Origin of the sequence: Rhodococcus mengyinensis (assembly GCF_048381435.1) — a bacterium.
GTDB classification, from domain to species: Bacteria; Actinomycetota; Actinomycetes; order Mycobacteriales; family Mycobacteriaceae; genus Rhodococcus_F; species Rhodococcus_F opacus_D.
Map to the genome: position 1 here is coordinate 1 of NZ_JBLWIT010000104.1, position 12,703 is coordinate 12,703.

At 63.6% G+C, this 12,703-nt stretch carries 11 protein-coding genes, 1 rRNA gene and 3 pseudogenes; 8 read left to right on the forward strand and 7 right to left on the reverse strand.

The window, feature by feature from the left end:
* Window positions 1-120: 120 nt before the first annotated feature.
* The 4 genes from ACNJ7E_RS20905 (at window position 121) to ACNJ7E_RS20920 (ending at window position 4,483) form a co-directional block, all read left to right on the forward strand.
* Window positions 121-1,554 carry an IS1380 family transposase gene (locus ACNJ7E_RS20905; RefSeq protein ID WP_418339173.1) on the forward strand — a complete coding sequence of 478 codons (1,434 nt, stop codon included), beginning with the start codon at window positions 121-123 and terminating at the stop codon, window positions 1,552-1,554.
* A 369-nt stretch (window positions 1,555-1,923) separates the two neighbouring features.
* Window positions 1,924-2,610, forward strand: a complete 687-nt coding sequence (locus ACNJ7E_RS20910) for a hypothetical protein (protein WP_418340886.1) — start codon at window positions 1,924-1,926, stop codon at window positions 2,608-2,610.
* Window positions 2,611-2,633: 23 nt separating this feature from the next.
* Window positions 2,634-3,587 (forward strand): hypothetical protein, encoded by a 954-nt coding sequence (locus tag ACNJ7E_RS20915; protein WP_283353865.1) that lies wholly within the window; start codon window positions 2,634-2,636, stop codon window positions 3,585-3,587.
* Window positions 3,584-4,483 (forward strand): DUF6339 family protein, encoded by a 900-nt coding sequence (locus ACNJ7E_RS20920; RefSeq protein ID WP_418340887.1) that lies wholly within the window; start codon window positions 3,584-3,586, stop codon window positions 4,481-4,483. Before ACNJ7E_RS20915 ends, ACNJ7E_RS20920 begins: the two co-directional genes overlap by 4 nt.
* An 8-nt stretch (window positions 4,484-4,491) precedes the next feature.
* Here ACNJ7E_RS20920 and ACNJ7E_RS20925 read toward each other — a convergent pair whose 3' ends face one another.
* Both ACNJ7E_RS20925 and ACNJ7E_RS20930 read right to left on the reverse strand, forming a co-directional pair.
* Window positions 4,492-5,574 carry a DNA cytosine methyltransferase gene (locus tag ACNJ7E_RS20925; protein WP_283353863.1) on the reverse strand — a complete coding sequence of 361 codons (1,083 nt, stop codon included), beginning with the start codon at window positions 5,572-5,574 and terminating at the stop codon, window positions 4,492-4,494.
* 114 nt (window positions 5,575-5,688) lie between these two features.
* Window positions 5,689-6,669, reverse strand: coding sequence for a DNA cytosine methyltransferase (locus tag ACNJ7E_RS20930; protein ID WP_283353862.1), 981 nt, complete (start codon window positions 6,667-6,669; stop codon window positions 5,689-5,691).
* A gap of 218 nt (window positions 6,670-6,887) precedes the next feature.
* Here ACNJ7E_RS20930 and ACNJ7E_RS20935 point away from each other — a divergent pair.
* Both ACNJ7E_RS20935 and ACNJ7E_RS44015 read left to right on the forward strand, forming a co-directional pair.
* Window positions 6,888-7,157: pseudogene (locus ACNJ7E_RS20935) on the forward strand (transposase); the annotation flags it as partial.
* A 59-nt stretch (window positions 7,158-7,216) separates the two neighbouring features.
* A pseudogene (locus ACNJ7E_RS44015) lies at window positions 7,217-7,565 on the forward strand (IS1634 family transposase); the annotation flags it as partial.
* Here ACNJ7E_RS44015 and ACNJ7E_RS20950 read toward each other — a convergent pair.
* The 4 genes and pseudogenes from ACNJ7E_RS20950 to ACNJ7E_RS20965 form a co-directional block, all read right to left on the reverse strand.
* Window positions 7,547-7,987, reverse strand: a complete 441-nt coding sequence (locus ACNJ7E_RS20950; protein WP_418340889.1) for a helix-turn-helix domain-containing protein — start codon at window positions 7,985-7,987, stop codon at window positions 7,547-7,549. The pseudogene ACNJ7E_RS44015 and the gene ACNJ7E_RS20950 overlap by 19 nt on opposite strands.
* 175 nt (window positions 7,988-8,162) lie before the next feature.
* Window positions 8,163-8,273, reverse strand: a pseudogene (locus tag ACNJ7E_RS20955) (hypothetical protein); the annotation flags it as partial.
* 741 nt (window positions 8,274-9,014) lie between these two features.
* Window positions 9,015-9,854: a DUF6551 family protein gene (locus tag ACNJ7E_RS20960; protein ID WP_283353859.1), complete on the reverse strand. Its 840-nt coding sequence runs from the start codon at window positions 9,852-9,854 to the stop codon at window positions 9,015-9,017.
* A 1,133-nt stretch (window positions 9,855-10,987) separates the two neighbouring features.
* Window positions 10,988-11,272 carry a PAS domain-containing protein gene (locus ACNJ7E_RS20965; RefSeq protein WP_283353858.1) on the reverse strand — a complete coding sequence of 95 codons (285 nt, stop codon included), beginning with the start codon at window positions 11,270-11,272 and terminating at the stop codon, window positions 10,988-10,990.
* A 246-nt stretch (window positions 11,273-11,518) separates the two neighbouring features.
* On the opposite strand from ACNJ7E_RS20965, the gene ACNJ7E_RS20970 reads away from it, so the two are divergent.
* Entirely contained in the window at window positions 11,519-12,118 is a 600-nt protein-coding gene (locus ACNJ7E_RS20970; RefSeq protein ID WP_418340890.1) for an acyltransferase, read from the forward strand.
* Between the two features lie 54 nt (window positions 12,119-12,172).
* Entirely contained in the window at window positions 12,173-12,304 is a 132-nt protein-coding gene (locus tag ACNJ7E_RS20975; RefSeq protein ID WP_283353902.1) for a hypothetical protein, read from the forward strand.
* A gap of 148 nt (window positions 12,305-12,452) precedes the next feature.
* Here ACNJ7E_RS20975 and rrf read toward each other — a convergent pair.
* A 5S ribosomal RNA gene (gene rrf, locus ACNJ7E_RS20980) occupies window positions 12,453-12,569 on the reverse strand.
* Between the last annotated feature and the right edge of the window lie 134 nt (window positions 12,570-12,703).

The following is a 12,703-nucleotide window of genomic DNA, read 5'->3' on the forward strand; positions in this document are numbered from 1 at the left end:
CCTGGATACACCGATCCGGATGAGTCCTTGGGTGGGTCGTAACGGCGAAATGCCCTGCCGTGGTGGAAGAATTGAACTTCTCACAGAAACAATTCGGCCACGACGAAGGGCATCTCGTAGGTGCAACTATCTCACACTCGACCCGTCTCGGCGGCGAGGTTCGACGACCCCAATCTGGTGGCGACCGCGGGGCTGGTCCCGGTGATGGCATTGGCGCAGGCCAGCGGCCTGCTCACCCTCGCCGACGAACACCTGAGCGTCCCGACCGACAAAGGCGCCCACCCGGGCCGCAAGATCGGATCCCTGATCGGTGGGATGGTCGCCGGCGCCGACAGCATCGCCGACCTGGCCATTGTGCGACACGGGGCGATGGGAACGCTCTTCGACCGACCCTATGCCCCGTCGACGCTGGGATCGTTCCTCCGCCAGTTCACCTTCGGACACGTCCGGCAACTCGACGCCGTCGCCTCACGGTTCCTGGGCAACCTCGCCGAGAAGACCCCGCTGGTCACCGGGATCGACACCGGGCGGGTCTTGGTCGATATCGACGATTCGATCATCGAGGTCCACGGCCACGGAAAGCAAGGGTCCGGATACGGCTACTCCGGCGTGCGCGGGCTGAACGCACTGCTCGCCACCGTCACCACGGAGACCGGTACGCCGGTGATCCTCACCCAACGCCTGCGCCGCGGAGCCTGCGGCTCCCCGCGCGGGGCCGCCCGGCTGGTCGCCGACGCCCTGGCCACCGTCGACCGGCTGCGCACCCAGGCCGGCGGACCGAGCGGTGGCGGCCCGCTGAAACCGCTGGTCCGGTGCGATTCGGCGTTCTACGGATATCCCACCGTCGGTGCGGCGATCCGCGCGGGCGCCGACGTCTCGGTCACGGTGCGCCTGACCGCCACCATCAAACAGGCGATCGCCTCGATCGACGTGGACGAGTCCGCGTGGACGCCGATCGAGTACACCGACGCCGTCTACGACGAGGGCGCCGACACCTGGATCTCGCGGGCGGAGGTCGCAGAGATTCCGTTCACCGCGTTCACCTCCCAGAAGAAGGCCCACCAGATCCCCGGGCGGCTGGTCGTGCGCCGCATCCCCGACCTGCGACCACCCAAAGACCAGGGACAGGGCACATTGTTCGACATCTGGCGGTTCCACGCCTTCTTCACCACCACCGACCCCGACCATGTAGACACCGTCGCCGCCGACAAAACCCACCGTCAGCACGCGATCATCGAACAGGTGCACGCGGACCTGAAGAACTCCGCCCTCGCGCACCTGCCTTCGGGCCGGTTCACCGCGAACGCCGCCTGGCTCGTCTGCGCGGTAATGGCGTTCAACCTCACCCGAGCCGCCGGCACCCTCACCGGCGATCCGAAGCTGACGCGGGCGACCACCGGCACCCTCCGGCGCACCCTCGTCTCGGTCCCCGCACGCATCGCCTCCTCGGCGAGGCGACTGACCCTGCACCTCCCTCAGGATTGGCCGTGGGAAACGGCGTGGCACACGCTGTTTGACAAAACCTTCGGCCGCAATCACCCGGCCATCGTCTAACACCCGCGACTCCTGCCCGACCTCGACGCGAAAGCCCCAGTGGAACAACCCGACACGAGAGGTCGGACGCTCAACCACGCCCACACACCGCCCACTGCTGCACACTGAAACTCACCCCGACTGGATCAACGAATCGGTGCATTCGGGCTTAGCCGCGCACTTCGCGCCTACCTCGATGACGACACCGTCGAGACACTGACGGCCGCGGACCAGGTCGCGCACGCGACCGTACCGCTCGTCGTCACTCCTCGTAAGGGCAAAGCATCCGGGCGAAGTAAAGGCGCACTGCACGACTGCGTCCTGTTGGTCACACCCGCGGCCGATAACGCCACAACCGCCAATCGCGTCATCTGCATACGCGGTAACCGAATGACGATCGCGGAACACCGCCCGCGCGAGATCCCGCTTGGCACACCACCTTTCCAAGCGGTACTTCTCGCCGGCTACGCAACCGGCCGCGAAGGCACCGAGGTCGCCGAAGCCGAAGCGTTCCTCCGCGCTTCGGAACCACCGGAACACGACAAGTGGGACCGAACCGAGGAACTCACCTCCTCGTACGAGAAGGGCGCCCTCACGCGACTCAAGGAGTTCCGTTCGAGCATCGACAAGACAGTTCGCGGTGTCGTCGGACAACGGGATTTTGAGCGGAACCGTGGACCGAAGGTCTTGCGCGAGCTCTTGAAACTCGAGAACCCACGTGTATCACGACCGCCCATCGTCCAGGGCGCGCCATCAGTCCACCACATGCAGGGGAGCGTCGACGACACGGGCGCCTGGTCGGTGACAGTGACGGTGAAGGCGCCCGAATCAGAGGATCCGTGGTTGCTGACGCCGATCGCGAAGTTCGATGTGCGTTCTGGCGGTCGGCCCACAGTCCGGTGGACCGACCTCACCGCGGTCGAGGGCTGCCGCGTGGACGGCGAGAATCTTCGGATCGAGGCACGCGTCCGGCAGGCGATCTTTGTCGGTGTCACAGACCCGGCGACGCACCCGGTCAAGGGGCGATTCGCTCGCATTCTCGTCGAGGTTCCCAAGGTTCGGGGAGGCGCCGCGTGAAACCTGTCGTCTCCTACCCCACCTTGATCGGGGAGGTCGATCTCGATGTTCTGTCAGTCGCCATAGACGGACAAGATCTGCACTACAGCAGGGTCTCCAAGCCGGAGCGCACGGTCGCACTGCACGAGGTCGACCGCGCCCACTGGGAATCCGCCCGACTGACGCTGAATGCGACTGTGCCCGTGCGAGAACTCGACGAGGGCGCCTGGACAAATGTCTCCTGCCTGGCTGTGGTCACCGAAAAGGTTACGAACGCACGCACAACTGCAGTCCTGACCCGAGGGTCGCACGGCACGTGGTTGGGTTCCGTCGATCTGTGCCATGCGCGCCACGTTCGTCGGGCGAGCCTCTCGCTCACAGTGGTTGCCGAGATCGATGGTGTGGGAGGCCGCGTTATCGGTGGTACCGAGCAGGCCTGGTTCATCGACCTCACCGCATCCAAGCCCGTTCGGCAACGTGACGTCGACATCGTCGAGGAGGACTTCCGCGACGGCCCGCTCGCCTGGTTGGAGGCGTTCAAAGAATCTGCGTGGATCGTCGACACGTCGGCGGAGATCCCGCGTGTGTACCTGAACACCACTGCGGTGGAGGGTCTGGTCGAACTCCTAAACGCCAGTGCCGGATCCGGCGAGGAGAAGCTGCTCCGCGAGATGGCGGCCAGCCAGATCGCGCAGGATGCATGGACGGCGATGTTCCATTCCGCGGTGAGCAGCCTGGACAAGGACGAAGACGGCACGCCCCAGCTTCCAGGAGGGTGGCGTGATTCCGTTCTGAGAACGATGCTGCCCGATGTGATTCCGGACCGCCAGCTGACCGATGCACTCTACGAGATCGAACGCCAGCGAAGTGACGGTGTCGGATGGTCGGAGATTCAAACCCGCATCCAGTACGCCGCCGGACGACGAAGTCGACTCGCACGGACCCTCACTGCCGCCGTGCGTTCGGTCCACCAGTCTGAGGTGAGGAGTTCCCAGTGACCCGCGGTATCCAGATTCCGCACGCGCTGGGACTTCTACCCAGTTCGGTTGTGACGAAGCACCTCGGCCGCGGGGTGCAATCGGGGATCGAGCCACCGGCCACCGCGACATTGATGAAGTCGGCTGTGATGAAGGCCGAATCGCAATCACGTTGGCGGACACGACCGATCCGTGAGCTCCTCGACGAGGCGATGAACCGGTATGAAGGTAAGCGGGCTGCCGCCGACGAGTGGTTGGCGCCCCGCCTGCACGCGACCCTGCGTATGACTCGCCACGAAGCCGCGAACGAGGAACTGTGGAACTTCATCGCGTTGGTCGTAGCCCCGGACTATGTCGTGTGGCGGCACAAGGGAGCGGCGGTTGCGGCGCCGGCTCGCTTCAGTGGTGCGCATTACACGCAGGCGTTCTCCCGACTGTGGTGGGCGGCCGAACTGTTCCGTGATGGCCGCGACTATGCGCCGGTCGAAGTCGCGTGTCGGGTGCAGGATGTTCTCAACACAACCATGAGGCTGGACGTCATCGATCATCGCCCAACCGCACAGGCGATTCTCCGAATAGTCAACAGATTGCTCTCCGAGAACACCTCTCACGTCGGCGACTACGTCAATACGCTCTCGTCGGCGGTCAACACTGCGGGCAGCACCCTGGTCTACGACGTACTGGCTCCGGACGCCTTCGTCGACGATGACGCTCTACAGGTGTGGATCGATGCCGTCGAGAACATGCCGCCCGTACTATGGGGGATCCTTCCTGAGGGCCCCGATGACGGCTACACCAACGCCCAGTCCGTCAGCACTCTCGTGTCACTGTTCGAAGGACTCATGGCGGACGCACCCCGAAGGAAGCGGTCCCGGCACGTGGCGGAAGAGAGCTCCGATGACGATCAGCTCTGCTGACAGAAATGTCAGGTGCGGCACGATTCCAGGGCGAGCACGCCGTTCCGGGTTTCGCTCCATTTGGAGGCGACAGCGGTATCGAGGAAGCCCGGTCCCAGATCGATTCCGAGAGCCGCAGCCAATACGTGGGCGGCAAGTCGGGGCGGTATCGCGTTGCCGACCTGCTGTGCGATTGCACGTCCTGACCATGGATAGTCGGCAGGAAAGGTCTGCAGTCGGCCGGCTTCCGAGTGCGAGAACCTTGGGAGTTCGATCTGGTCGTGTGTCACCACGCGATTACGGGAGATCTTCCCGGTGACTGTGGCCGCCGGCTCCGCGGACGTACGGCGGCCACGCGCTCGGGGGTCCCCACCGGAACCGTAATTCGAGATCACCACGAATCGATCTGGCCGACGCGCACCTCCACCCACCGTGGAGTCTTTCCAACGCAAGGCGTCAGCCATCGTATTCCACGGCAGCAGACTCGGGTCCCCTTCGGTCCTCGGCGTGCCCTTTCGGTATTCACGATGGGTGGGACGTGGTAGTCGCGGCTCCAATCCCCGGTTAGCGATGAGAATGGCACGACGCCGGGTTTGCGGAACGCCGAACGCTTCGGTCTTAAGAATTCCGCAATCCACCGAATAGCCGAGCCCTTCGAGAACCTCTCCGTAGGCTTCCCAGACAGGCAAAACTGCAGGCACCTGCTCGAGGACCACCGCATCGAACGGGAGGCCCTGTCCGACCGCCTCCAGAACCCACCGAAGCGGCTGCAATACCAGTCCGGTGCGCTCGTCATCCAACGCTTCGATGCTCGCGGTTACATCGTCGCCAACAGCCATCCGCTTGACGAATGCGAGCACTTCGTCGAGTGCTCGGCGCCCCACTCCTGTGCCCGCCATGGTGTACGTCTGGCACGGCGGGCCTCCCGCGAGAACGGTGGCGTCGGGATAGTCCGCTGGCCCAACGCTGCGAACATCGCAGTGCTCGGTACCGAGTCCTGCCTCCCTCCGTGTCGCGCACGCATCGTCATCCCATTCCACGCCGTGAACCGGTATGCCCAGCCAATGCGCCGCCACGTCGAGTCCGCCGGGACCTGCGAACAGGTCCACCATGCGACGTTGCGTCCTGCTACGAGACTTGGAAGGAGCGGGGACCATGCGTGGAGTTTAAGGTGTGCCACCGACAGGGTCTCGAATGGGCCGATGACCCGCCGAGGTGCCAGCGTGCTACCGCAGCAGCGCTGCGATGGCCATGCCCAGAGCCCTCGCCAGCGGTGGCGGCATGGCGTTTGCCACCTGTCGGTATTGCGCGGTCTTCCGTCCGGCGAAACGCCACTCCGCGGGGAATCCCTGCAGGATTGCAGCCTGGTCGACGGTCAACTTCACCATTCCGGGGCGTCCCTGGGACGGATCCCACACGAAGTCCGGGCCCGGCACCCTATCCGCTACCGTTCCTCCGTCAACTCCGATCCGGGCCCAGGCACGTTTCGAACCCGTCGGGCCCAGATCTGGACCTCCGCGGTCCCACGACCCGCCCACGAGTGTCGGCGCCAGGACGGCCGCCTGAGTCGCCCATTCGCCCGCGTCCTCCCACCCCCTGGCTTCCATCGATTCGCGCAACGCCTCCCCGACGGTCTGCCACGAATCGGGGATTCCTTCAAGAACTTTGATGCCGCCGACCTCCCTGTCTTTAAATGCGATCAGCACACCGTGCTTGCGGTCCTGCGGAACACCGATATCAGCAGCGTTGACGACGAACCATCGATATGAGTAACCGATGTGCTCAAGCTCGACCTCCACCATGGACCGGAGTGGCGCATATGCGTCGCTGGTCGCGAGCTCTGGAACATTGTCGATTAGTAACGCTCTGGGTTGAACTCCATGCACGAGGAAGGCGACCGCCTGGACCAGCGACGACTCGTACTCGGTACCGCGGGTGCGCGCGACCGCCGCCGAGGCCTTCAGCCGTGGAAGCCCGGCGGCGAGCAGGTCGATATCGAGGAGACGCGGCTCGTTGATGGGATCGAAGTCGAGGAGATCACAGCTTTCGACATCCCACTTAGGGCGATTCAATCGGAGCGTCTCACAAGCGACCGACCGATTGTCGAGGAGGAGCGCAGGCTCGAACCCGGCCTGCTCAAGCCCAAGTGCTAGTCCGCCACCACCAGCGCACACGAGCAGCGAGTTGAATGCCGCATCACGCTTCATCCGCGCACCACTCCATCGCTCCTGACCATTCGAATCATCTCGCTACGACTTTGCCATACCGGCATTTCCATGTCTCAGCGGTTACATCCAAGGTTGCGTCCAGCAGAGTGGTGTACGAACCGGATCCCAACCTGACCGGCGTGTCGTAGCCCTATGAAGGCGGCCATCGCGTGACTCTTCGAGAGACCGACCAAAGTCACTCGATGAAGGACCACGCGATGGCCACTGCCCACGATATCGACCTGCACCCGTTCCTGAGCGATCAGCTCGCCGACGCCAGCCCCGACCTGCTGCGGAGCCTGCTGTCCACGTTCATCGACGCGCTCATGGGCGCCGAGGCCGACACCCTGTGCGGCGCCGGCTTCGGTGAACGCTCCGACGACCGCACCAACAGCCGAAACGGCTACCGACACCGCGACTTCGACACCCGTGCCGGCACTCTGGGCATCGCGATCCCCAAGCTGCGCTCCGGTTCGTATTTCCCGGACAGTGAGAATGACGGGTGCGAGTTGGTTGTCCGCGTCTGACCCATTCCCTGACAGTGAGGTTGGCCGCGTTGATGCAGGTCGCCCGCGACAAAGTCGACGAGGGTCAGGAGGAACTCCTGGGGCTGTATGCGCTCGCCGGCCCCGGCGGCGGCCCGTCGGTGATCACCGCGAAACGGTCCCGCTGGCTGATTGATCGAGGTGATCGAGACCGGATGGCGCAGGTTGGGGTTCGATGCGATTGACGACGACGGCTTCTTCCAGTTGGTCCTCGGTCGACTCGTGGAGCCGACCTCGCTGAGTGACACCGCCCCAGTCGTCGGCGAGATCGGCCTGACCCCAGCCCACCGCAACACCTACGCCAACGCACTCAAGCGTTGCGCTACGAGCGATTACCAAGGACGCCACGCTTGAGGAGCTGTCGCCGGACGGTCGTGTGGTCGACCCTGAGCTGTTCGCCGATCCGAAAGAGTGACCAGCCCGCTTTGTACAGTCGCGCGGCTTCTGTCCGCGACCTGTGACGCGTTCAGACCACGCTGTCGAAGTGGCACGCCAGCCCGTACTAGCAGCTTGCTGACCGTCTGTCGGTTGACGCCGAACTCGCTGGCCAGCTCTTTGATCAAGGCGCCAGTCTGGTATCGCTCCACGAGCCGGGTTACTTCGTCCGTATTCAACCGACGCTGGATCTGCCGCGCCCACGGGTAGGATATGGTGTCGCCGCTGTCTGGATTTGGTCCAGAATTAACAGATGTGGTGGTCAGGGCCCTTTCATCGGGGCCGTTAAGTTTGAACAAAGTCCACTTACTTCCACCAGGGAAGACTACGGTTTCCATCTCATTTCGGTCGGCCGTTGACGACACACTTGACGACAGTTCATATCGCGGTGTCTTCGGCGGATCCGAACAGCGAGTCGAGCGAATCCAGCGCTTCTCGCTTCACCGACTCGATCACTTCCGCGTAGGTCCCGGTCGTCACGCTGATCGAGCTGTGCCGCAGGATCCGCTGAATGGTCGCCGCATCCGCACCCATTGAGAACAGCAAGGTCGCGCATGAGTGACGAAGATCGTGGACACGCACTCGGGGAACGGCGGCCTTCTCACACAACCGCCTACGCTCCACGATTCTTCACTACCAGTGAAGTCCCGATAGCGGCTGCGTGTGACGTGAAAAGCCCGCTCAGTGCGATTTTTTACAGATGAGCGGGGTTTGCAGAAACGGAGCTGGTCTTCGTCACCCTCGTACTCGCATTCCGATTTCCACACGCCGTGGACGACGATGTTCCGAGCATTCTTGATGGGTGGCACGGCCTTGAGGATGTCTCGAAGAGGTTCAACGTGCACGATGGTTTCAGGCTCATCGAACTCTAAGCCGGGATTCTCAATGCGGCAGGTCATCACGGCGACAGCGTTAGAAGTGAGCCAATCCAGCGACTGGCCTTCGAAGATCACCGCGTAATTGCTCAATCGCCCACCCGACTGTTCAGCCAGCACGTAGCGTAGGACGTCCTCCAGCACCGCGCTGGCAGCTGCGACGCGGCCCATGGCCCGCGAACAGTGAATCAGGAGGAATACCCTCGGTCATCTGCCGAGTGTCCATGGATGGAACCCCGTGCCAAGAGGAATTGAGGCGCGAGGAGGTCCCTCAGCGTTGCGACTGCCAGGCCGTCTTCAGGCCGTGAGAGTCTACGAACGCCGAAGAACTGGGCAGAACTGCGAAGATATTCCTGCCCAGTTCAGGGCTCTATTCCGTAGTGTTTCACCAGGTCGCCACAAAGGCCGGAAAAATCACCCAGATACGCAGGCTAAAGCCTGGCATCGGCGCGCCTGGAGTGCGGCAGCTCGAATGGGGCCGACTGTTTGCCTACAACGTGATCTCGGGGCTGGACGGAGCCTTCTTGGGCCGGCCGCTCAGGAGCATCTTCTCGCGATCCAAACCGTCGTTGTAATCCTGCACAATCTGCTTCGCCATGGGCGTCGACCGAGACGCCGAGCCACCACCGCTTGCCCGCTGGCGCACCGCGTTTTGCTTCCAGATTGTCGGAGAACCTCCGCGTTTCAGGACCTTGATGAGCCGCGCGTCCTCTGCGAGCTCCCAGTTTCCGGGCCAATCGAGCACCATGGTCACCGCTCGCAGGACAATGTTGTCCCAGGTGCTGGCATCGCGCCCCCAGGCATCACTCACCACCTTCAAAACTCGACTGACCATCCCCGGTTTCTTGCCCATTGCAAGCAAGGCCTGGACAGCGCCGACGCGGTTTGCGCTCGGGGTGGCAGCTACTTGGAGGTCGCCGCCGAGGGCCTGTACTTCATCGTTGACGCGAATCGCGATGGCGTCGCCCGCCGTAAGCGAGACCCGAAAGTTGTCGAATGGTTTGACCGGCTTGCGATGCTTGTTCGCCGCAAGGAAGAGCTTCGCCTCCTGCTGGATGGTCAGCCCTTCATAAACCATCGTGTCGCGGAGGAAGTCTGGGCCCTCTTTGCTGATGCAGGCCTGGTTGCTGTGCTGACCATCGATGATTACCAGGGTGCTGTCCTTCCGTTTCGACACAAGCGCCGGGAGGAGCATCTCCGGGTCCCAGTCTTCGGCGATCTTTGCGGTCCAGGCGGCGATCTCATCGCGTTGCATGTAGAGGCGCCCGGTATCCATTGACGGATCCACAGTGAGGTCAGCGACCCGGATCCGTTCGAAGTGCTTGTCCATGTAGTTGCTCCAACGGCTCGTCTTCGGCCCCTCCCTGGGTCAAAGTTCCTTCAAGCCTACGGTCAAATTATGACCTGTGCAAATTTTTATGGCCAACAGATTCTGACAGGTTGCTCTAACTATTCAGGTCCTGTTGACTCCTCAGGTCTGGGATCTCGACCTCAATCGCTCCGCCACCCTTGACTCCCAGCCTCTACGTGTGGGGAGCATGCCTATGAGAAGGCGGGTAGGCAGTCCGCGTGGGCCCGTGCCACCCGCCAGCCGGTCCGCCTCGTTGTCACCGAGTTATCACAAGTCGCCCGGACAACCCCGGACACGACGGAACTCCCACGGAGCCATATCGCCACCTCACCTGGGAGCACGGACCTCCGCGATCCCCGCGCGGACACGACGTGTTCGACTCGTAATGAAGTGGTCGAACAGGCGGGCGTCGGTGACGACAGGTCTGACGACAACGGCGACGACACCGAACTCACTCACGCCCTTGACGGCACATAGACCGAGCGCGGAAACACGGTGGTCGGCGACTCGTCCCGTGCCTGGCAGTGTGGGGTCAGGGGTTCGAGTCCCGTTAGCTCCACTTCGAGAGAAGCCTCCTGTCCGCAGACGATGCGGGTGGGGGCTTTCCTCATTCATCCCTCTTGTCCCGGCGGGACACTGGCGTCATGACATTCACTGTGACGCATCGCTCACTCGACCAATTGGCGGAGTTCGCCGTCACCGACTTCGGCGACGACGACAGCTACAGCATCCACGAGTCCGAGGCGCTCGTCATCGTCCGCGCCGCGCGGGAGCTGATCTACGCCCCCCGGAGTTGGTTCCTGGTGGAGCGGGAGACGGCCAGGAGGACGGTTCGCCCGGCAATTACATGTGACGCTTCGGGCAGCGATTCGCACATCTGTTCGACTGCCGAGGTCGATTCGACGTGTGGCCGCCCGAACCGAGACCGCGCCGGGGTGCTGTCCGAACGGGCACCCGCTGGCCGCGAATACGTGACTGGTGGGGTGGGAGGTGTGCGGGTGTGCGACGTCCAGCAACGGTGGGCACCGCACCCATTTCTGCCGGCGATGCGGCGCCACCGTTCGGACTCCGCCGTGCTGCTGCGGTTCCGGCGACGGCCGGTGAGTGGACGGTTATCGGATCGGCTGCCTCGCTGCCGTGGGGTTGCCCCAGATCGTGTCGGAGACGTCCTGGAGGACGAGGGCGACCAGTCTCTCGGTGCCTGCGGTGAACGTGGACGCCGCGACGAGCACCCAGATCCAGTGGCCCTCCCGGTGCCGGATGCGCAGATGTGCTATCGCGCTGGGGCTTTCCTGGCTCAGTACCCGGGCGAGCGTGGTGCCCCACAGTGCGGCGTCGTCGGGGTGGAACAGTTGCGGCGTGGTCGAGGTTCGCGAATTCGTCGGCGTCGTAGCCAATCAGCGTCGCGCAGGCGGGGTTGCTGAACACGACGTTTCGTTCGCGGTCGTGAACGCTGATCGCGTTGGGGAATGGATTCCATCAGCGCAGCGAATCCGGCGCTATCCAGTTTTCTCACTGTCCCCCCTCGTGCTTCTTCGATGGCGCCCACATAGTACGCCGCACCGTGCAGTTTCGTGCGGTGAATCAGTTAATGAATAGCAAACCTCGATCGCGAACGTGCTCCGCGAGGATAGGGTGACGGGATGCGGTTCGTCACCATCGTCCAGGCCTCCGCGTTCGCCCCCGTGTGGCTGCGGGTCCTGCTGCTGATGGCCGCGGGAGCGAAAGTGTGGGGAGCCGGCATCTATTCGGGCTGCTATTTCGGCAGCAAGGACGTCACGATGGGGCTGGGGACCGTCGTCAACCGCGGCGTCCTGTTCGACGGCACCGCGCCCATCACGCTCGGCAAACAGGTCGCCGTCGGGCACCGCGTCCAGTTCGTCACGAGCACCCACGAGATCGGTCCGAGTTCCGGCCGGGGCGGACGAGTTCTCGACGGCCCGATCGTGATCGGCGACGGGTGCTGGATCGGCGCGGGCGCGATCATCCTTCCCGGAGTGACGGTGGGGAAGGGTGCGTCGTCGCGGCGGGCGCAGTGGTCACCCGCGACTGCGAGCCGAACGGGCTCTACGCGGGGTTGCCCGCGCGCCGTGTCCGCGACCTCGACTCCGCCCCGTCCGTGCGCTGAGCGCCTGCCCGGCGTTCGACGGCGACCGCACGGTTCACGCCGTCGAGAAACCGTGAAATGGTGGCATTCTCGACCGCGTCGAAGTCGTCGAGGACGGAGGCCGTCCGGTCGATGAGCGGTCCGAAGAACGTCTGACCGCCTGGATCAGGCACCCGAGCGCAAGGCTCAGCTGGCGGACTTCTTCTCGAAGTCCCCTGCCGATCGTCAGGCCGTCCTCGACGCGCACCCGCAGCTGAAGAGCCGGCTGGAGACCCGTCCTGACCGACGGACCGGGCTGTCGAGTGGCGCGCGAAGGCACTGACGATCGCCGAGACCTGCGGCAACTACTGACGGACGCCAGGCACGGTCGACAGAGATCGTGCCGCAACGGTTTTCGCTCTGCCGTCGGCAAAAGTGTTCCGGAATGCCGAAAGCCCCCCAACAAGGTTGGGGGGCTTTCGGTAACGGATGTTCGGCGGTGTCCTACTCTCCCACACCCTGTCGGGTGCAGTACCATCGGCGCTGGAGGGCTTAGCTTCCGGGTTCGGAATGGGACCGGGCGTTTCCCCTCCGCTATGGCCGCCGTAACTCTATGAAACTGTCACACGGAACATCAGCGAAGACACACACAACAAACAGTGTTGTTGGTGGTGTTCTTCTTTCTTCTGTTCTGAAACGTGTGTGTTGTTTCAGATACTGCACAGTGGACGCGTAGCTTCTT

Excerpts from the sequence above, each read along its gene's own strand:
- ACNJ7E_RS20925 (WP_283353863.1), bottom strand. The coding sequence starts at position 5,574 with ATGGTGGACCTGTTCGCAGGTCCCGGCGGACTCGACGTGGCGGCGCAT.
- ACNJ7E_RS20970 (WP_418340890.1), top strand. The coding sequence starts at position 11,519 with ATGCGGTTCGTCACCATCGTCCAGGCCTCCGCGTTCGCCCCCGTGTGG.
- ACNJ7E_RS20910 (WP_418340886.1), top strand. The coding sequence starts at position 1,924 with ATGACGATCGCGGAACACCGCCCGCGCGAGATCCCGCTTGGCACACCA.
- ACNJ7E_RS20950 (WP_418340889.1), bottom strand. The coding sequence starts at position 7,987 with ATGGAAACCGTAGTCTTCCCTGGTGGAAGTAAGTGGACTTTGTTCAAA.
- ACNJ7E_RS20930 (WP_283353862.1), bottom strand. The coding sequence starts at position 6,669 with ATGAAGCGTGATGCGGCATTCAACTCGCTGCTCGTGTGCGCTGGTGGT.
- ACNJ7E_RS20960 (WP_283353859.1), bottom strand. The coding sequence starts at position 9,854 with ATGGACAAGCACTTCGAACGGATCCGGGTCGCTGACCTCACTGTGGAT.